Here is a 16,403-nt window from a genome sequence, read left to right as displayed (position 1 = left end):
TGGGTTCGTCCCTCGGAGAAAGGGCTAATTGCCATGCCCGAAAACACCTTGGCTGGCTGGGAAAACAAGATCCGTTCCTACGCTGCCACTCACAAGCTCCCGCTCGATCGCACGGTCGTCAGGCGGGCGGCGAAGAAAATCAACCGCAGCTTCGAAGCGTGCAACGCCTTGACGCTGACGGATGACGAGCTCATCGCCCGCGTCCTTCAACACTCGGACCCGACGGGCGAGGAAGCCGTGAAGAACGTCATGCGCGAACGGAACCATGCGGCAGCAGCACGGAGGTTGGCTGCATGAACGACAACGTCGTTTGGCGGGCAATCCGGCAGGGCACTAAGTCCCGCCCAGTCGAGCACGGTCACGGCGGAGCGCGTCAACGGAAGAACCGATTCGCGTTCACCGACAAGGAATTGGCAGAGGCCATGCGCCTCGCGCAGCAACAGCGCGACGCCGCCGACCTTCAAGCATGGGAGCCCGCTACATGAAAGCTGCAGCACTCGAGGATAACTACTGGATTGAGGACGCCGTTGCGACTATCGATCAGTTGGCCCGCGACAAGAACGAGTTCACGGCCGACGACCTCCGCAAGGAGATGCGGCCGCCGGCACATCAGAACTGGCCCGGCATGGCGTTTGCGCAGGCTCGCAACCAAGGGCTCATCGAGTCAGTCACCTCAGCTACCTCCACAGCCCGCTCGCGTAAGAACGGCTCCCTAAAGACATGGCGCCGCTGCACAGAAGGGAAGCGGAAATGATCATCAACGGATTCTTTGTGGTGGCCGTGGCGCTCGTGTGCGTCCTTGGCTCGATTGAATTCGGCCGGGCCCGTCAGCATGACGCTCGCCTGCAGCCTGCCGAACCGATCGATTATGACGCGATCGAAGAAGAATCCCAGACCCGGTACGAAGACGACGCCGACGCCTGGCGCAAAGGAGAACGGTGATGGCAGTTGCAACAGATGAGTGCCTGCAATGCGGAAAGAGCCGCGAGCAGGTCAAGGACTACTACGAATCTCCATGCGCCACGGCTACATACGGCGAGACTGTTGAGGGCTTGGATGACTGGGACCGCCACCACTGGCGCGACTGGTCCAACAAGTCACTCTCAGACGCTGGCATCCTTCCGCAGTTCTTCGAAGAGCATCGGCGCGACGATTTCTACTCGCTGACATATGCGCCATGCGAGCACACGAAATGGGCTCACCGATACCCGCGTGAGAATGACGCTGAGCTAGGCCTTGACGTCAACGAATGCGTGGAATGCGGACACCGGAAGGGCGAGTCATGATCCGGAATCCGCGCCGTGCCCCGCACCTGAACCAGCGTCCTTCGGCGGACATGCCAGAGGGTGGTTGGGCGGCCGCCGACCTCACCCTTCCGGCCATCTGGTACCGGACCCTCTCGACGATGCCTACCGCCTGCGAATTTCCCGTCAGCGGCGACCAACAACCCAGCAAGGAAACGAGCCGATGACCAAGCCACTCGAACTGACCATCTATTGGCCGACTTCGTGCGGCGAATCCTGCGATTGCACCGAGTATGTCGTCGGCGGCCGTCCGATCCCGCGCTTTGCAGTCGATATTCGGGCCAAGCGGCTTACCGAGCATGAGCTCGCTGCCGAGGTATGGCACTCCATCGTGAAGTTCTACTCCAAAGAGCCGAGCGTGGACGCCGTCGAAGAGGCATGCCGCAACGCCGTCATTGAACGGTTCGCCACCCACCCGCATTACGACGAAGCATGACCGCGGACGAAAGCGGCCACCATGCTGCCGCCAATCCTCGCCGCGAAAGCCCGCAATCCCTTGCAAGTTGAACTTGCAACAATCCTCGCGACCACTGACAAGGACAGAGACAAATGACCATCACGAACGAGGAAATCGCCGAGCTACGACAGCGGGCCGATACCGAATCAGTCCTCCGCGACGGCGACCCCTATTACGGCGAAGACGGCGAAGCGAACTCCTACGAACGCGCCGTCACGCCAGCCGTTGTTCACAAGCTCCTGGACGAAATCGAAGGACTCCGGACGGCACTCGCTGGCCACCTGTTCGACGGCGAATCACTCAGCATCCGCGAAGCCGTCCGCGAAGAAATCCAGAAAGAGATGCTGAAGAGCCGCGACCACCACCGGGCAACCGGCATCCGTGTCGCTGCCCGTATGTTCGCCACTGGACTGCGCGAACCAATCGACCGCGGCTACGTCGGCGGGTTCCTAACCCAAGTCGCTGACCGGATCGAGGGCAAATGAGCGGGGAGCCGAATCAAAATGACCTTCCCGCGGAATGGACTATCGGTGTCGCCAGGCAAGGACCACCACCGCCGCCACGCCATGACAAACCACGACACCGGGCAGTCATCACCACGGAATCAACAAGCGAGTTCGCAGACCACTACGTCACCGCTGAGGAAGCCATCACCGACCGCATCACCCGGCTCAAGGAAAACAAGCAACGCTACGTACGTGAAGGCATGACAATCCGGTTCGACGCGCACAACGGCGACCACATCACCATCACCTACCAAGATGCCTGACCTGTTGCCGGGTATGGGCGCGGACTTCTGGCAGCGACAAACCAACCGCTACCCAAGCTGTGCATGCCCGCCCAGCCGCTACGACCCGCGCACACCACGACCCACCAACCCAGACTGCAAAATTCACGGCCCCACACAGGGGCCTTTTTCATGCCCGAACCAAGGAGAAGAATGACGTACTCCCCCGGCATCTATGCCGACCTCACCAGCGAGGAATACCACGCTGACCCCGCACTCGGCTCGACGTCGCTGAAGACGCTTGCCAGCCGGACCCCCGCGCATTGGCAGTACGAGAAAGCCAACCCAGTCCACAAGGACATTTACGACCTCGGCACCGTGACCCACAGCCTCATCCTCGAAGGCGACGAATCCGGAGTAGAGGTCATCGACGTACCCGACAAGCGCGGCGCCAAGTGGACTGTCCCAGCCGCCGAAGCCGTGAACGCGGGCAAGATTCCACTCAAGCAAGCCGAATGGGACCTCGTCCGCGCCATGCGAGACAGCGTCATGGAACACCCGGTAGCCAAGACAGCGTTCACGGGTCACCGCGCCGAAGAGTCCGTCTTCTGGGAAGATGACGGGCTCATGCTGAAGTGCCGGCCGGACGCTTGGCTGAAAGACCGGCTGGTCGACCTGAAAACCACCGTGAACGCAGACCCGCGAGAGTTCCCAAAGTCCGGCTTCAAGCTTGGCTACTACCAGTCAGCTGCCCATTACCAAGACGGTGTCCTGGCGATGACAGGCGAGAGGCTCCCGTTCTGGTTCGTCAACGTAGAGAAGACGGCTCCGCACCTCGTGTCCATCGTGGAGTACGACGACTACGCAATGGAGCTCGGCCGGATGATGAACGCCCGAGCCAAGGACATCTACCGCCGCTGCCTCGAAACCGGCGAATACCCCGGGTATCCGACAGTGGAGCCAATCACGCTCCCAATCTGGGCGATCTACCAAGCCGAAGACATCCTCGGCCTCAACATCGAAAAGGAGATCGTGATCAAGTAAATGGACATCTCGAAGGCTCTAGTAGCCAAATCGGACTGCCTCAACGCATCCGACCTGACCGGCTCCCCCATCGTCGCCACCATCGAAAACGTCCGCAAGGGAGACACAGCAAAACCCGTCGTTGTTGACCTCGTCGGGATGAACGGCCGCCCATGGAAACCATCCAAAGGCATGCTCCGCGTCATCGCCCACGGATGGGGCACCGAATCAGATGCATGGATCGGACGGTCCGTGAAGCTCGTCAACAACCCGGAAGTGATCTACGCGGGCGAACCAGTGGGCGGCGTCGAAGTCGTCGCCATGTCGCACCTCGCCGCGGACTTCACCATCCCGGTTCGCATCAGCCAAAAGAAGGTCAAGCAGCACAGCGTGACCGTCCTGGCCGAGCCCCAGACGGAGCCGTGGCGGGCCCAGTGGCAAGCGATCACTAACGCGCTGATCGCTGCTGGATACGAGGGCGACGGCAAGGCGCTGCTTGCCACCGCCGGCCAAGTTATCGGCGCCGCATGGGACCACCCCAACAAGATCACCCCCGAGGACGCGCAAAGGGTCCTCGCCGCCGTACGAGAAGACAACACCCAGGAGCCCACAGAATGAGCCGTATCGTCAGCCTGCAGTCCACTAACTACAAGCGTCTCAAAGCCGTCCGGATCGAACCCGATCAGAACGGAAACCTCGTCGTCATCGGCGGCAACAATGGCCAGGGCAAGTCCTCCATCCTGGACTCCATAACCGCGGCCCTTGGCGGGGTAAATGCCAAGACCACTCCAAAGCCGATCCGTGACGGTGAAGATCGCGCAGAGATCATCCTCGAAACTGAGGACCTGATCGTGATCCGCAGGTTCACACCCGGCGGCTCGACGCTTACCGTCAAGTCTCGCGACGGCGCCGTTTATCCAAAGGGGCAGGCGAAGCTTGATGACCTGCTGGGCAAGCTTTCCCTCGACCCGCTGGCGTTTACGCAGCTGGACGACAAGGCGCAGGTCAAGACACTGCTCGCCCTTGTAGACCTGCCGTTCGACCCTCTTCAGCTGGACGGTGAACGGGCCGACATCTTCCACGACCGCACAGCCGTCAACCGCGACCTGAAGAACGCCAAGGCTGCCCTTGACGCTATCTCCGTCACGAAAGAGATGGCAGACCTCGAACCTGTCAGCGTGACCGACCTCCTGCGCGAACTTGATGAAGCGCGTACTGCCAACCACAACCTCAAGGTTGCGGTGACAGCCCGCGACGGATGGGCGGACGCCGTCGAGAGGGCCGAGCGAGAACTGCAGCGGGCGAAGGGCATGTTGCGAGAAGCCGAGCGCCAAGTTGAAGACGCCCGGCCAGCTCGTGATGTCGATGCAATCCGACTCAAGCTCGACAGTGCGGAACAGATCAACACCGATGTCCGAACGTTCGAGCGCTGGCAGCAGGCAAGTGACAACGTCAATGATCTCCAGATTGAAGCCGCGCAGCTGACTGAGCAGCTTGATGCCATCGACAAGCAGAAGGCTGAAGGCCTGGCGGCTGCGAAGTTCCCGATTGAAGGACTCGGATTCGATGAGTCCGGCGTGACCTACAACGGTGTCCCATTCAAGCAGGCATCCAGCGCCGAGCAGCTGCGCGTCTCCCTTGCCATGGCGATCGCCCTCAACCCTAAGCTCCGAGTGATCCGCATCGCCGACGGCTCGCTTCTCGACTCGGACAACCTGGCACTGGTCGAATCCATTGCCCGCGAGCACGACTTCCAAGTCTGGATCGAAATGGTCGGCGACGGAGAAGGCCGCGGGATCATCATCGAAGACGGTGAGGTCAAGGAGTAATGGCAGGCGAAACCCTGATCACCATCATCGGCAAGGTTCACGACGAGCCGCAGCAGAAGTTCAACGACGACGGATCGGCAGTCACCCGGTTGACTGTCGTCACGAACCCTCGCAAGTTCAACAAGCAGAAGAACGAGTGGGAAAACAAGCCCGGCAAATTTTGGGAATGCCGGGCATGGAACCAAGGGCAGATGCTGCTCGCGGACAATGTCGCCAACACCCTCAAGAAAGGCGACAACGTCGTCCTTCATGGGGAGATCGAGACGCAGGTCTGGCAGGGCGAGGACGGCAAGAACCGCCGCGGTGACCAGATCCGAATCGAAGCCATCGGCAAGGACCTCCGCTGGCACCAAGCGCCCGCCAACGACGTCCCCGCCACTCACCAGCCCGCCGCTGATCCCGGCGGATGGGGCACCGAACCGCAGGGCAACCACGGCACCTGGAGCTAATCAGGGCCGCGCACACCATCACCAAAGGAGCAACATGAAAGACGCGTTCAAAGTCATCGCGATCGTACTCGCCATCCTCATCGGTATCGCACTTATCTCGTGGGGAGGATGGGCGCTCAGTGTGGCGCTCTCCGGACCCAAGGGCCAAGGCGACGCCGTCAAGATCAACAACAGCGCCGAGAACTGGACCGAGAAGCAACGGAAGTTCGAGCAGCTGAACGCCGCCGTGGAAACCAACAAGGAACTGGTCGCCATGCACGCAGCGCGAGTCGCGGCCGACCCCACTGACAAAACCGCGTCGCAGATGCTCGCCGGAGTGCAAAGCGAGTGCATCGCTTCCGTGAACGCCTACAACGCAGAGTCCCGCAAGGTCCTCTCCAAGGACTGGAAGAGCCCGGACCTGCCCTACGAACTGACCACCACCGGCTGCACCGCCACCAAGTAAAGGAACCAAACAGATGAAGACCATGCAGAAAATCGCCGCCGTCCTGACCGCTGCCGCCCTTGTTCTGGGAACCGCTGCTTGCAGCAACAATTCGGAGTACGAGAAGCGCAAGGAGGCTCAGGGCACTTCGCAAATCACGAACTCACTCGAGAAACAGAACCTCGAAAAGAAACGGGATAAGGAAGAAGACCCCAACGCGATCCGGTACGTCTACGTCCTGAGCTACGCCAACATCATCGGCTTCTACACGGCCAAGGGAAAGATCAGTTCCAGCGCATCCCAGGTCGGACCCGAAACCGAAGTCATCAAACACTACGGAGAGGGATTCATTCTCGACTCCGCCAAGGATGACGGCACCTACGGTCCCGGCGATCCTGGCATCTTCTTCTTCACCACGGACGGCGTCATGGTCGAGACGAGCCTCGATTACATCGTCTCCGATCAGCCTCTGCCGATCGACGTTCCGCGCTTCTCCAAGTAGCCCACACCCCGCACCGCCAAGCCGCCAATGAGCGGCTTTTTTCATGCCCGCGGCGCCTGGCCATTAACGGCCGGGCGCCGCACCCGCGAAAGGACCACATTGACCGCCGAAAACACCCAGCCCGTTCACGACCTGACCAAAGAAATTCAAGCCCGCGACGGCGTTGCCGTCGTCGTGTACAGCAAGAACGACTGCTTCGGATGTACCAAGACCAAGGAAAAGCTGGAAGAAAACAGCATCCACTACACCGAGGTCAACGTCGAGGAAGACGAAACAGCATTCAAATACGTCACGGAAACCCTCGGCATCCGGCAGATGCCTGTCGTTGTCGTCTCCGCACTCGAAGGTGACATCACCTGGCACGGCCTGCAACCCACCAAGATCCGGGAACACATCACGCACCGGGCGGAGGCAGCATGAAGCCGCTGGCAGTCCGCAACGACTACCACCCCGAGGTCCTGCAGCGTTTCAACAGCGACATCGAAGACCACGAAATGACGATCCTGCTCGATCAGGACGTCTACCGGCACTTGCGCTTCAAGAAGCCAGGCACGGGCATGTACTACTTCGACATCATCACCTCGCCGTGGCTGCTGACCATCCGCGGCGACATGGGAACCTACGTCTTCTCCCGCGAACACGACATGTTCCCGTGGTTCAACAGTGGATATGTGAACGCCGACTACTGGGCACAGAAGCTCCAAGCGATCGACAAGCAGGGCGGGCTACGGGAGCACAGCGAAAATCTCTTCAAAGACCACATCATCCAAGACTTCTGGGAACGAAGACTCGATTACGAACCGAAGAAAGTCTCGGCCATCTGGGGCGAAATTCGGGAAGAGATCCTCGGCCGATGGGTTGACCGCTCGACAGGGCTTGACTGCTTCCGACTGATGGATGATTTCGAGTCGAACGGCTTCCGCTATTCCGAAGCCTACGAGCACAGCTTCGACAAGCTGACATTCCACTACCTCTGGTGCTGCCACGCGATCCTGTCCGGCATCCAGCACTACAACGCAGCTAAGGCGGCCGCCGATGTCGAAGCTACTGGATGATCCGTGCTGCTTCCTTTGCAAGTCCTCGCTCGGCATCTGCCTAACTCGAGGATCCTGCGAGCACCACACGGATGCCCGACGTCGGCAGGACGCAAACGATCGGGCGATGTCCACCCACCGTGACCCCACTGGCAACCAAGCCGTCAACAACGTAATGCGCGAAACGCGCCCCAAACCCAAGGCCCCGCAAAAGGGGCCTTTTTCATACCCGAAGGAGGGACGATGACCGAATACAACGACTTCCTGCGCGCCAAGGCCGATTTCGAGAAGAACTACGGCCAGCCAGTAACGGCGGGGGCCGTCAACCCGCTTCTCAAAGAGCACCAACGTGACATCGTTCGCTGGGCAGTCGAGGGCGGTCGGCGGGCGATCTTCGCCGCGTTCGGCTTGGGCAAGTCCATGATGCAGATCGAAACGCTCCGGCTGACGCTCGCCCAAGCGGGAGGCTCTGGCCTGATCATCGCGCCTCTTGGCGTTCGTGGCGAGTTCGTCCGCGACGGCGGCAAGCTCGACGTCGAAATCAAGTTCATCCGATCCGTGAAGGACATGACCTTCCACGGCGGCGGGCTCTACATCACCAACTACGAGACGGTCCGCGACGGAAAGCTCGACCCGAACATCTTCACGGCCGTCTCACTCGATGAGGCTGGCGTGCTCCGCTCGTTCGGCTCGAAGACCTACCAAACGTTCCTGAGGCTTTTCGAGAAGGTCAAGTACCGCTTCGTTGCCACGGCCACGCCGAGTCCGAACAGGTACAAGGAACTGATCCACTACGCCGGATTCCTTGGCGTCATGGATACCGGCCAGGCACTCACCCGGTTCTTCCAACGGGACTCCACGCAGGCCAACAACCTGACCATCTACGAGCACAAGCGCGAAGAGTTCTTCATGTGGCTGAACTCGTGGTCGATCTTCCTGCAAAAGCCCTCTGACCTCGGCTACAGCGACGAGGGCTACAACCTGCCGCCGCTAACCGTCGAATGGCACTCAGTGGGAGTGGACCACTCCACGGCCGCGGTCGATCGAGACGGGCAAGCACGTCTGTTCCGCGGCGGCGTGAAAGACCTGCAGGGCGCAGCGAAGGAAAAGCGTGACAGCCTCCCCACCCGCATCGACAAGCTCATGACCATCGTCCGTGAGCACCGCGAGGCGGACGGCTCGCAGATCATCCTCTGGTGTGACCTGAACGACGAGCAAACGGCGATCGAACGGGCATTGGCCGCCGAAGGCATCACCTACAGCTCAGTGCACGGGTCCTTGGACCCGGACACCGCTGAAGACCGCATCGACGCGTGGCGGGACAAGGAAACCTGGGCGCTCATTGGCAAGCCCGTACAGCTGGGGCAAGGCCTGAACTTCCAGCAAGCACACACAGCAGTATTCGCCGGCGTCACCTTCAAATTCAACGACACCTTCCAAGCGTGGCACCGCATCCAACGATTCGGGCAGGAACACCCCTGCACCATCCACATGGTCCACGCCGAGTCCGAAACGGAAGTCGTCCAGTCCCTCAAAGACAAATGGGCGCAGCACAAGGAGCTCACCAACACCATGACCGAGATCATCAAGAAATACGGGCTGTCCCGAAATTCGATCACCGAAGCGCTCACCCGCTCCATGGGCATCGAACGCATGGAAGCGAGAGGCGAAGGCTGGACCCTTGCCAATAACGACTGCGTTGATGAAACCACCAACCACATGGACGAGAACAGCGTTGACCTCATCGTCACGTCGATCCCGTTCAGCAACCACTACGAGTACACGCCGTCCTACAACGACTTCGGCCACACCGACGACAACGCTCACTTCTGGGAGCAAATGGACTTCCTCACCCCGCAGCTGCTCCGGGTCCTCAAGCCTGGCCGCATTTACGCCTGCCATGTGAAGGACCGCATCAACTTCGGCAACGTCACCGGCGCCGGAATCCCCACCGTGTCACCGTTCCATGCTGAAGCTCTTTTCCATGGCACGAAGCACGGCTTCGACTACATGGGCATGATCACCGTCGTTACCGACGTCGTCCGGGAGAACAACCAGACTTACCGTCTCGGCTACACGGAGATGCGCAAGGACGGAACGAAGATGGGCGTCGGCTCGCCGGAGTACATCTTGCTCTTCCACAAGCCGCAGACCGACCGGTCGAAGGGGTACGCGGACGACCGGGTAACTAAGGAAGTCGAGGATTACTCGTTGGCCCGCTGGCAGGTCGACGCGCATGCCAACTGGCGGTCAAGCGGCGAACGGCATCTCACCGCGGATGAGCTCGCTGCCCTGCCTGTCGAGCAGCGTTCCCGGCTCTTCACCGAGCAAACACTTCGCGAGGTCTACGACTACGAATCGCATGTGCAGATCGGCGAGGCACTGCAAGGCAAGGGCGCACTTCCGGCAACCTTCATGTCCCTCATGCCCGGGTCTTGGGCGCCGGACGTGTGGCACGACATCAACCGCATGCTTACCCTGAACGGCGAGCAGAAGCGCCGGAACGTCCAAATGCATGTTTGCCCTTTGCAGTTCGACATCGTTGACCGACTCATCGACCGGTACAGCAACCCCGGCGACCTCGTATTCGACCCCTTCGGCGGACTCGGAACCGTCCCGCTCCGGGCCCTGAAGCTCGGCCGCCAAGGACGCTCAAGCGAACTCAACCCCGGATACTTCCTCGACTCAGTGAAGTACCTCGAAGCCGAAGAACGCCAACGCGAAATGCCCACACTGTTCGACCTCGAAGAGGTCCCGCAAGCGTCATGACCACCACGCGCGCCCACCGGGTACCAGCCACGAGATCCGAGTTGCTGAAGGCTCGCCTGGACGAAGCTCGCGCCATTCATGACGCGTGGAACATCCGGTTACGGCGTGCCGAAGCACAACACACCATCACCACCCGCGACGGCGGCGACAACACGGCCACGCTGCGAGTCATCGCGGCCACTGAGATAAGCGTCTTGGACGCCGCCGGGGAGCTCAAAGTCGCCCTCGAAGCATGGGTCAGCTCATGCACCAACCACTAACAGGAGAAAAAGTGAAATTCAGCATCCCAGCCAACGCCCTCGCAGATGCCGCAGCATTCGCGGCAAAGGGCATCAGCCCGCGCCCCGCAAACCCTGTACTGTCCGGGCTCTTGATCGAGGCCGCCGCCGGCGCGCTCCGCATCAGCGGATTCGACTACGACAAGTCCGCCCGCACGCAGGCCGCAGCTGACGTCGAAGTCGACGGAAATGCGCTCCTGCCCGGAAAGATGTTCACCGACATCGTCAAGAAGTTTGGCAAGAAGGCAGTCACCGTTGAAATAGAAGGATCGGCCGCCAAGCTCACCGCAGGATCCGCGGTATTCACGATCGGCTCCATGAGCGTCGCGGACTTCCCGCCCATGCCACCGCTCCCCCAGCCCGCTGGAACCGTGGACGGCGACGTGTTCGCCGCGGCCGTGGCGCAGATCATCGACGCTGCTTCTACCGACGCCGCAGTGCCCGCACTCATGGGCGTGAAGGTCATCAGCGACGGCAACGAACTCATCCTGCTGGCCACCGACCGTTACCGTTTGGCCGAAGTCATCGTTCCGTGGACGCCCGCAGGTGACGGATTCGAAGCGCTCGTCCGGGCGACCTGGCTCCGCGACGCGGCCAAAGGGCTTGCAGGCGAAACGCAGATCCTCATCGACGGGAACAACGTCGGTATCCGATCAGGGAACCGGGCTACCACCACGACCGTGTTGGACCAGGACTTCCCGAAGATCCGTACGCTCTTCCCGAAATCGACGGAGACAGAGATCGTTGTCGACCGCGCCGAGCTCGCCGACGTCGTATCCCGGGTGGGGCTCGTCGCCGAGCGCAACACCCCGCTCCGCATCACGGCATCCGGTTCTGAGATGACCGTAGACGCAGGAACGGGCGAGGCCGCACAAGGTCAGGAGACCATCCCGTGCGAAGTCAACGGCACGGACGTCGTCGTGGCCGTGAACCCCGGATACCTCGGATGGTCACTGTCTGTGACGCCGTCGGAGAACATCACACTCGGCTTCCAAGAGAACCGCGGCAAGCCTGTCCTGATCACCGGAAGCGATGAACTGTCCCACCTCATCATGCCGGTGCGCCTCCCATGAGCGCGGTCTACGAAGACGGCGTCTGCTACTGCCAGTGGTGCCTGCATGGCGGCGAAAACGGAGACTACATCGACGTCGACGTCATCGAAGACGGCCGCCAGAAGCTATCCGACTGGCACGACACAGCCCACGGACTGACGCTCTGGGCCAACTGCCCACACGAGCCCTGCAAATTGCTCAGCGACGACTTCAGGAGGACGCCATGACCGAATCAATGGAAGGTCAGGAGATGCTGCCTGGCCGGTGGCCAGAACCGGTACTCACCTGCGACCTGATCATCGCTCGCGAACTCACTGATGCGCTCAGTCACCAAGAGCGGTTCAGTGGTGCCCTCAGCGCATCCATGGAGTTCCCAGTCGGCGACAAGTCGGACGCTGCTATGGCCGCCAAATACAAGATGTCCATGTACCTGCAGGCGTACATCGCCTCCGCTGCGATCTCGGACCTGTTGCGAAAGATTCAGGGCCTAGCGCCGGGCCTCGCAGACCAGATAGCCCGCGAATTCAACGATCTCCACGAGAGCGGCGAACAAGGCGAGCTCATTTGGGAATGGGCCGCCGAACGCGGGCTCGATCCCGCGGACATCATCAACACCGTCAAGCACGGGCTTGCTCAGGAAGAGACACCATGACGATCACAGTTACAGACATGTTTTGCGGGGCCGGCGGGTCATCCACCGGCCTTTCTAATGTCCCGGGCATTCAGGTCAAGACGGCCATGAATCACTGGGCCCGTGCCATCGAGACGCACAACACCAACCACCCCGACGTCGATCACGTGTGCGCGGACATCCAACAGGTAGACCCGGAATTCATTTCGACCACGGACATGCTGTGGGCTTCACCGGAGTGCACCAACCACAGCGTCGCGAAAGGCAAGAAGCGCGTCACCCGGCAGACAGCTCTGTTCGGCGAGAAGCTGCCCGACGAAGCCGCCATCAAGTCCCGCGCCACCATGTGGGACGTGCCCCGGTTCGCGGAAATCCACGACTACAAAATCATCATCACTGAGAACGTAGTCGATGCAGCCAAGTGGCTCATGTTCGATGCCTGGCTGCTGGCTATGAAGTCGCTCGGCTACGACCACCACATCGTCTACATGAACAGCATGCACGCCCAGCTCGGCGGCCTCCCGGCGCCGCAGTCCCGCGACCGCATGTACGTCATGTTCTGGAAGCAGGGCAACGCCCGGCCGGACTTCGACAAGCTGCGTCCGCTCGCTTACTGCCCGTCCTGCGATGAGACAGTCCGGGCCATGCAGGTCTTCAAGAAGCCCAACGAGCGCTGGGGACGCTACCGGGCCCAGTACAACTACCGCTGCCCAAAGGTCTCCTGCCGAAACCGGATCGTCGAACCCGGGTGGCTGCCTGCCTCCGAGGCTATCGACTGGTCCATCGAAGGCGTCCGTATCGGCGACCGGGAAAAGCCGTTGGCTGACAAGACAATGGCCAGGATCCGTGCCGGACTCGATAAGTACGGCCGCGGCCCACTGCACCTCGAAGCGGCGGGCAACACCTACGACTCGGCCAGCGCCGGGCGCGGCGGCGACTACTTCCGCATCTGGCCCACCGAAGAACCGTTCCGGACTCTGCACGGATCTGCGTCCAAGGGCCTTGTGATCGACGCCGTTCGTGGCGCCCCGATCATCAGTCACACGGATGATCCGTTCCGGACGCAGACCACGAGCTATACGCGTGGTCTGCTGATCCCGGTCGAAGGTCGGCTAGGGAAGGAAGCTCAGCACATCGGGCAGCCGATGCGGACGCAGACGACTCGCAACGAGACGGCCCTGCTGATGCCCTACTACGGTTCCAGCAAGCCGCAGGCCATGGATAAACCGATCGGCACGCTGACGACCGTGGATCGTTACGCCATGATCACTCTCCGTGGCCAGAACGCACCGAAGGACGTCTACGACCCGCTCGACACGTTCGCGGCCAACGGTAACCATCACGCCCTTATGGGAGTGAATCCGCCGGCCGTCGAGGACTGCACCTTCCGGATGCTCGAACCGCACGAAGTTACATGGGGCATGGCATTCCCGAAGGAATACCAGATGACCGGAACCAAGCGGGAAATGGTCAAGCAGGCCGGAAACGCCGTCTGCCCGCCCAACGCCCGCGACCTCGGCATGATCGCCGCCGAATCCCTCGGCGTCGCAGCATGACAAATAACGCGAACCAACCAAGAAGCCAGTAAGGAGAACTCAATTGCGGATCCGCAGCACCAAGCCAGAGTTCTGGAAATCACGGAGGATCGCGAACGTCTCATGGGATGCACGCCTGGTACTGAAGGGCTTGGAATCCTACGTCGATGACAACGGCGTGGGAGTCGATGACATCGAACTGATCGTCACAGATGTCTTCCCTCGCGATATGTTCGCGAACCCTCGCGAGACTATCGCGAGGGTGTCCGAAGCTATCACCGAGCTATTCCACGCTGGTTTGGTGCACCGATACGAGGCCGCCGGAGACAAGTTGCTGTACATCTCATGGTGGGAGTCCATCCAGCGCATCGATAAGCCGGGGAAGGGCCGAAAACCGCGTCCTGACGGGACTATGGACTACAAACAGTCTGAAATTCGCGAGAGTGTCGCGAGGCCTCCCGATAGTGTCGCGCCCGGAACAGGGGAACAGAGGAACAGGGGAACAGAGGAACAGAGTGCTGTGGTTCCGTTACGTAACTACGTTTCAGAGCGCGAAGTTCAACTTTCGCAACGAGCCGCCATCCATTCCGGAGCGAACATCGTCAATGCCTTCAACGACCACATCCCCGAAACCCTGCCATCCAAAACCCGGCAGGACCTCACAGCCCACGTGACCGTGGCAATCCAAGACGGAATAGCCGAGAAGCACATTCGCCGAGGCATTGAACTTTGGTACGCCAAGGCCATGGGGCCGGGCGCGCTTCCAGGCTTCATCTTTGAAGCCCAGAAGGAAGCAAACGGCGGGGGAAGCGCTATTCGCACCCGCCAAGCCACCGGGACCGAACGCGCAATGACTGGACTTGAACTCGCCGCGCAGCTCGCAGAAGAGGAACGTAATGGAAAGATCTGAAGTCGCGAAGATCCTCGCGAAAGCCGCTCTAATCGATAACCGCAAGATCGACCGCGAAACCATCGAAGCCTGGCACGAGGTCATCGGCCATGTTGATTACGACGTCGCCATGGCCGCCCTCACGATCCACCGCCAGACGTCGTCGGAATACCTGATGCCAGCACACATCACCGCCAACCTTCGCAAAGCACGGGAAGCCCGGGCCGTCGAAGCAAACCGCCGGCGGGCGCTCGACCCGCCGACACCACAGCCGAGAACCAAGATGCCCGCTTGGTTCCGAGAAGCACTCGCCAACTTCGGCAAGGACCCCGCCCAACGCAGCGAAAACGAAACCACAGAAGCCGTCCCACACGGGGCGGCTTCAGTCATTCAAGGAGAGAAATGAACTACCTACTGCTCGCATTGTCCCTCGTCACCGCATCGATCGCGCTGCTCTACACCGTGAACATCATCCGCGTAGCCGCGGGCCGCATCGTTTGGGCGAACAACCTGGCCATGATCGTGCACCTCATCGTCGCCCCTGTCGCGGCCACTCTCACTGTTTGGCTGTTCCAGTTGGCGGTAGCCCGATGAAATTCGCGATCGGCGACCCTGTTCGCGTCATCAACCGCAGGTGCTCAGTATTCGATGCTGTCGGCATCGTCACCGCATTGAACACGGAGCACCGTCACCTTCCGCCGTTCGTGGTGGAGAGCATCGCGGACCACCCCCTGTATTTCAACGCCGATGAGCTGATCCTGGCTGAACTCCCGCCGACGGCCGAAGACCCAGTGAACCATCCGGCCCACTACGGCGGAGCAGACGACCCGTACGAGGTCATCAAGGTCGCTGAGGCATGGGGATTCGATAAGGACGCCTACCTGTTCAACGTCCTCAAATACATCGCCCGGGCAGGTAAGAAGGGCGCCACCGTGCAGGACCACAAGAAAGCCCGGTTCTACCTTGACCGGAAGATTCAGCGATTGGAGACAGCCGAATGATTCGCAAAGAAGGCAAGGCCCGTTGGGTGTACACCTGCGACCTTTGCAACGTCCGGCTTACTCGCCCGGACCAGTTCCGGGCCATCGAAGCCATGCAACGACACCAACGTTCCCAAGAGCACGGGTTCAAGGTCATCGGTGCAGCGTTGGAACCGTTCGTTGAGGCAATGTCCAACATCGCCACCGCAGCGGCCAGTATGGCCGAAACCGTCCACGCAGTGTTCGCCCCACCGCCCAACCTCCCCCACGATCCGACCCTGCTGCGTGACCGGCGGAAATGGGGCGGACGATGAGCGTTTGCCAGACCTGCGGAGCGCTTGGCGGCTTGCATAAGTCGTGGTGCGAGAACCCGCTTCAAAATTCCCTTGGCAAGCCAGCCAGGCCAAAGCCGAGCCGTCCCGAGCCGTCCATGCACTTCATGCGCGGGCCGATCGCGAACGTACTTCCCGAATTGTTCAAATCCATTCCAGCAGATGCTGACGTAACGATCACGGATACG

At 60.8% G+C, this 16,403-nt stretch carries 28 protein-coding genes; all 28 read left to right on the top strand.

Annotated elements, in window-relative coordinates; translation table 11 throughout:
* The first annotated feature begins 33 nt into the window (after positions 1–33).
* The 28 genes from BMY91_RS01960 to BMY91_RS01825 all read left to right on the top strand — a co-directional run bounded on the left by BMY91_RS01960 (position 34) and on the right by BMY91_RS01825 (position 16,197).
* Positions 34–297, top strand: a complete 264-nt coding sequence (locus tag BMY91_RS01960; RefSeq protein WP_090817578.1) for a hypothetical protein — start codon at positions 34–36, stop codon at positions 295–297.
* Positions 294–485, top strand: coding sequence for a hypothetical protein (locus tag BMY91_RS01955; RefSeq protein ID WP_090817575.1), 192 nt, complete (start codon positions 294–296; stop codon positions 483–485). Before BMY91_RS01960 ends, BMY91_RS01955 begins: the two co-directional genes overlap by 4 nt.
* Complete coding sequence (locus BMY91_RS01950; RefSeq protein WP_090817573.1) at positions 482–754, top strand: hypothetical protein; 273 nt, start codon at positions 482–484, stop codon at positions 752–754. The genes BMY91_RS01955 and BMY91_RS01950 overlap by 4 nt, the downstream gene beginning before the upstream one ends.
* Positions 751–942 carry a hypothetical protein gene (locus BMY91_RS01945; protein WP_090817571.1) on the top strand — a complete coding sequence of 64 codons (192 nt, stop codon included), beginning with the start codon at positions 751–753 and terminating at the stop codon, positions 940–942. Before BMY91_RS01950 ends, BMY91_RS01945 begins: the two co-directional genes overlap by 4 nt.
* Complete coding sequence (locus tag BMY91_RS01940; protein ID WP_090817568.1) at positions 942–1,286, top strand: hypothetical protein; 345 nt, start codon at positions 942–944, stop codon at positions 1,284–1,286. The genes BMY91_RS01945 and BMY91_RS01940 overlap by 1 nt, the downstream gene beginning before the upstream one ends.
* Complete coding sequence (locus tag BMY91_RS01935; RefSeq protein WP_090817566.1) at positions 1,283–1,471, top strand: hypothetical protein; 189 nt, start codon at positions 1,283–1,285, stop codon at positions 1,469–1,471. Before BMY91_RS01940 ends, BMY91_RS01935 begins: the two co-directional genes overlap by 4 nt.
* Complete coding sequence (locus tag BMY91_RS01930; protein ID WP_090817564.1) at positions 1,468–1,740, top strand: hypothetical protein; 273 nt, start codon at positions 1,468–1,470, stop codon at positions 1,738–1,740. Before BMY91_RS01935 ends, BMY91_RS01930 begins: the two co-directional genes overlap by 4 nt.
* Before the next feature lie 113 nt (positions 1,741–1,853).
* Positions 1,854–2,246, top strand: coding sequence for a hypothetical protein (locus BMY91_RS01925; protein ID WP_090817561.1), 393 nt, complete (start codon positions 1,854–1,856; stop codon positions 2,244–2,246).
* Positions 2,243–2,530: a hypothetical protein gene (locus BMY91_RS01920; protein ID WP_090817558.1), complete on the top strand. Its 288-nt coding sequence runs from the start codon at positions 2,243–2,245 to the stop codon at positions 2,528–2,530. The genes BMY91_RS01925 and BMY91_RS01920 overlap by 4 nt, the downstream gene beginning before the upstream one ends.
* A 171-nt stretch (positions 2,531–2,701) precedes the next feature.
* On the top strand, positions 2,702–3,532 hold the full coding sequence (locus BMY91_RS01915; protein ID WP_177179827.1) for a PD-(D/E)XK nuclease-like domain-containing protein: 831 nt from the start codon (positions 2,702–2,704) through the stop codon (positions 3,530–3,532).
* Positions 3,533–4,129 (top strand): hypothetical protein, encoded by a 597-nt coding sequence (locus BMY91_RS01910; protein WP_090817553.1) that lies wholly within the window; start codon positions 3,533–3,535, stop codon positions 4,127–4,129.
* Positions 4,126–5,340: an AAA family ATPase gene (locus BMY91_RS01905; protein ID WP_177179826.1), complete on the top strand. Its 1,215-nt coding sequence runs from the start codon at positions 4,126–4,128 to the stop codon at positions 5,338–5,340. The genes BMY91_RS01910 and BMY91_RS01905 overlap by 4 nt, the downstream gene beginning before the upstream one ends.
* Entirely contained in the window at positions 5,340–5,789 is a 450-nt protein-coding gene (ssb, locus tag BMY91_RS01900) for a single-stranded DNA-binding protein (RefSeq protein ID WP_090817548.1), read from the top strand. The genes BMY91_RS01905 and ssb overlap by 1 nt, the downstream gene beginning before the upstream one ends.
* A gap of 34 nt (positions 5,790–5,823) precedes the next feature.
* A complete protein-coding gene (locus BMY91_RS01895; RefSeq protein ID WP_090817545.1) occupies positions 5,824–6,234 on the top strand; it encodes a hypothetical protein in 411 nt (136 codons plus the stop codon).
* Between the two features lie 13 nt (positions 6,235–6,247).
* Positions 6,248–6,715: a hypothetical protein gene (locus tag BMY91_RS01890; protein WP_090817542.1), complete on the top strand. Its 468-nt coding sequence runs from the start codon at positions 6,248–6,250 to the stop codon at positions 6,713–6,715.
* Between the two features lie 99 nt (positions 6,716–6,814).
* Positions 6,815–7,135, top strand: a complete 321-nt coding sequence (locus tag BMY91_RS01885) for a glutaredoxin family protein (RefSeq protein ID WP_177179825.1) — start codon at positions 6,815–6,817, stop codon at positions 7,133–7,135.
* A complete protein-coding gene (locus tag BMY91_RS01880; protein WP_090817536.1) occupies positions 7,132–7,770 on the top strand; it encodes a hypothetical protein in 639 nt (212 codons plus the stop codon). Before BMY91_RS01885 ends, BMY91_RS01880 begins: the two co-directional genes overlap by 4 nt.
* Before the next feature lie 222 nt (positions 7,771–7,992).
* Positions 7,993–10,518: a DNA methyltransferase gene (locus tag BMY91_RS01875; protein ID WP_090817533.1), complete on the top strand. Its 2,526-nt coding sequence runs from the start codon at positions 7,993–7,995 to the stop codon at positions 10,516–10,518.
* Positions 10,515–10,778, top strand: a complete 264-nt coding sequence (locus BMY91_RS01870; RefSeq protein ID WP_090817531.1) for a hypothetical protein — start codon at positions 10,515–10,517, stop codon at positions 10,776–10,778. The genes BMY91_RS01875 and BMY91_RS01870 overlap by 4 nt, the downstream gene beginning before the upstream one ends.
* An 11-nt stretch (positions 10,779–10,789) precedes the next feature.
* On the top strand, positions 10,790–11,869 hold the full coding sequence (gene dnaN / locus BMY91_RS01865) for a DNA polymerase III subunit beta (RefSeq protein ID WP_177179824.1): 1,080 nt from the start codon (positions 10,790–10,792) through the stop codon (positions 11,867–11,869).
* Complete coding sequence (locus tag BMY91_RS01860) at positions 11,866–12,075, top strand: hypothetical protein (protein ID WP_090817525.1); 210 nt, start codon at positions 11,866–11,868, stop codon at positions 12,073–12,075. Before dnaN ends, BMY91_RS01860 begins: the two co-directional genes overlap by 4 nt.
* On the top strand, positions 12,072–12,500 hold the full coding sequence (locus tag BMY91_RS01855; protein ID WP_090817522.1) for a hypothetical protein: 429 nt from the start codon (positions 12,072–12,074) through the stop codon (positions 12,498–12,500). The genes BMY91_RS01860 and BMY91_RS01855 overlap by 4 nt, the downstream gene beginning before the upstream one ends.
* Positions 12,497–14,035, top strand: a complete 1,539-nt coding sequence (locus BMY91_RS01850) for a DNA cytosine methyltransferase (protein ID WP_218143822.1) — start codon at positions 12,497–12,499, stop codon at positions 14,033–14,035. The genes BMY91_RS01855 and BMY91_RS01850 overlap by 4 nt, the downstream gene beginning before the upstream one ends.
* A 43-nt stretch (positions 14,036–14,078) precedes the next feature.
* Positions 14,079–14,924 carry a hypothetical protein gene (locus BMY91_RS23280; RefSeq protein ID WP_218143821.1) on the top strand — a complete coding sequence of 282 codons (846 nt, stop codon included), beginning with the start codon at positions 14,079–14,081 and terminating at the stop codon, positions 14,922–14,924.
* Positions 14,911–15,309 carry a hypothetical protein gene (locus BMY91_RS01840; protein ID WP_090817515.1) on the top strand — a complete coding sequence of 133 codons (399 nt, stop codon included), beginning with the start codon at positions 14,911–14,913 and terminating at the stop codon, positions 15,307–15,309. Before BMY91_RS23280 ends, BMY91_RS01840 begins: the two co-directional genes overlap by 14 nt.
* A complete protein-coding gene (locus BMY91_RS01835; RefSeq protein ID WP_090817512.1) occupies positions 15,306–15,497 on the top strand; it encodes a hypothetical protein in 192 nt (63 codons plus the stop codon). The genes BMY91_RS01840 and BMY91_RS01835 overlap by 4 nt, the downstream gene beginning before the upstream one ends.
* Positions 15,494–15,904, top strand: coding sequence for a DUF3310 domain-containing protein (locus BMY91_RS01830; protein WP_090817509.1), 411 nt, complete (start codon positions 15,494–15,496; stop codon positions 15,902–15,904). The genes BMY91_RS01835 and BMY91_RS01830 overlap by 4 nt, the downstream gene beginning before the upstream one ends.
* A complete protein-coding gene (locus BMY91_RS01825) occupies positions 15,901–16,197 on the top strand; it encodes a hypothetical protein (RefSeq protein WP_090817506.1) in 297 nt (98 codons plus the stop codon). The genes BMY91_RS01830 and BMY91_RS01825 overlap by 4 nt, the downstream gene beginning before the upstream one ends.
* Positions 16,198–16,403 lie beyond the last annotated feature (206 nt).

Source organism: Arthrobacter sp. yr096 (assembly GCF_900108925.1).
In the GTDB taxonomy this organism is placed as follows: Bacteria; Actinomycetota; Actinomycetes; order Actinomycetales; family Micrococcaceae; genus Arthrobacter.
The sequence above is the reverse complement of the archived record's forward strand: the minus strand, read 5'-3'. Positions and strand labels throughout refer to the sequence as shown.

Coding starts and splice junctions, on each gene's coding strand:
- BMY91_RS01875 (WP_090817533.1), top strand. CDS start 7,993: ATGACCGAATACAACGACTTCCTGCGCGCCAAGGCCGATTTCGAGAAG.
- BMY91_RS01945 (WP_090817571.1), top strand. CDS start 751: ATGATCATCAACGGATTCTTTGTGGTGGCCGTGGCGCTCGTGTGCGTC.
- BMY91_RS01940 (WP_090817568.1), top strand. CDS start 942: ATGGCAGTTGCAACAGATGAGTGCCTGCAATGCGGAAAGAGCCGCGAG.
- BMY91_RS01850 (WP_218143822.1), top strand. CDS start 12,497: ATGACGATCACAGTTACAGACATGTTTTGCGGGGCCGGCGGGTCATCC.
- BMY91_RS01950 (WP_090817573.1), top strand. CDS start 482: ATGAAAGCTGCAGCACTCGAGGATAACTACTGGATTGAGGACGCCGTT.
- BMY91_RS01890 (WP_090817542.1), top strand. CDS start 6,248: ATGAAGACCATGCAGAAAATCGCCGCCGTCCTGACCGCTGCCGCCCTT.
- BMY91_RS01895 (WP_090817545.1), top strand. CDS start 5,824: ATGAAAGACGCGTTCAAAGTCATCGCGATCGTACTCGCCATCCTCATC.
- BMY91_RS01860 (WP_090817525.1), top strand. CDS start 11,866: ATGAGCGCGGTCTACGAAGACGGCGTCTGCTACTGCCAGTGGTGCCTG.
- BMY91_RS01825 (WP_090817506.1), top strand. CDS start 15,901: ATGATTCGCAAAGAAGGCAAGGCCCGTTGGGTGTACACCTGCGACCTT.
- BMY91_RS01830 (WP_090817509.1), top strand. CDS start 15,494: ATGAAATTCGCGATCGGCGACCCTGTTCGCGTCATCAACCGCAGGTGC.
- BMY91_RS01915 (WP_177179827.1), top strand. CDS start 2,702: ATGACGTACTCCCCCGGCATCTATGCCGACCTCACCAGCGAGGAATAC.
- BMY91_RS01930 (WP_090817564.1), top strand. CDS start 1,468: ATGACCAAGCCACTCGAACTGACCATCTATTGGCCGACTTCGTGCGGC.
- BMY91_RS01870 (WP_090817531.1), top strand. CDS start 10,515: ATGACCACCACGCGCGCCCACCGGGTACCAGCCACGAGATCCGAGTTG.
- ssb (WP_090817548.1), top strand. CDS start 5,340: ATGGCAGGCGAAACCCTGATCACCATCATCGGCAAGGTTCACGACGAG.
- BMY91_RS01920 (WP_090817558.1), top strand. CDS start 2,243: ATGAGCGGGGAGCCGAATCAAAATGACCTTCCCGCGGAATGGACTATC.
- BMY91_RS01880 (WP_090817536.1), top strand. CDS start 7,132: ATGAAGCCGCTGGCAGTCCGCAACGACTACCACCCCGAGGTCCTGCAG.
- BMY91_RS01960 (WP_090817578.1), top strand. CDS start 34: ATGCCCGAAAACACCTTGGCTGGCTGGGAAAACAAGATCCGTTCCTAC.
- BMY91_RS01935 (WP_090817566.1), top strand. CDS start 1,283: ATGATCCGGAATCCGCGCCGTGCCCCGCACCTGAACCAGCGTCCTTCG.
- BMY91_RS01835 (WP_090817512.1), top strand. CDS start 15,306: ATGAACTACCTACTGCTCGCATTGTCCCTCGTCACCGCATCGATCGCG.
- BMY91_RS01840 (WP_090817515.1), top strand. CDS start 14,911: ATGGAAAGATCTGAAGTCGCGAAGATCCTCGCGAAAGCCGCTCTAATC.
- BMY91_RS01955 (WP_090817575.1), top strand. CDS start 294: ATGAACGACAACGTCGTTTGGCGGGCAATCCGGCAGGGCACTAAGTCC.
- BMY91_RS01910 (WP_090817553.1), top strand. CDS start 3,533: ATGGACATCTCGAAGGCTCTAGTAGCCAAATCGGACTGCCTCAACGCA.
- BMY91_RS01925 (WP_090817561.1), top strand. CDS start 1,854: ATGACCATCACGAACGAGGAAATCGCCGAGCTACGACAGCGGGCCGAT.
- BMY91_RS01905 (WP_177179826.1), top strand. CDS start 4,126: ATGAGCCGTATCGTCAGCCTGCAGTCCACTAACTACAAGCGTCTCAAA.
- BMY91_RS01855 (WP_090817522.1), top strand. CDS start 12,072: ATGACCGAATCAATGGAAGGTCAGGAGATGCTGCCTGGCCGGTGGCCA.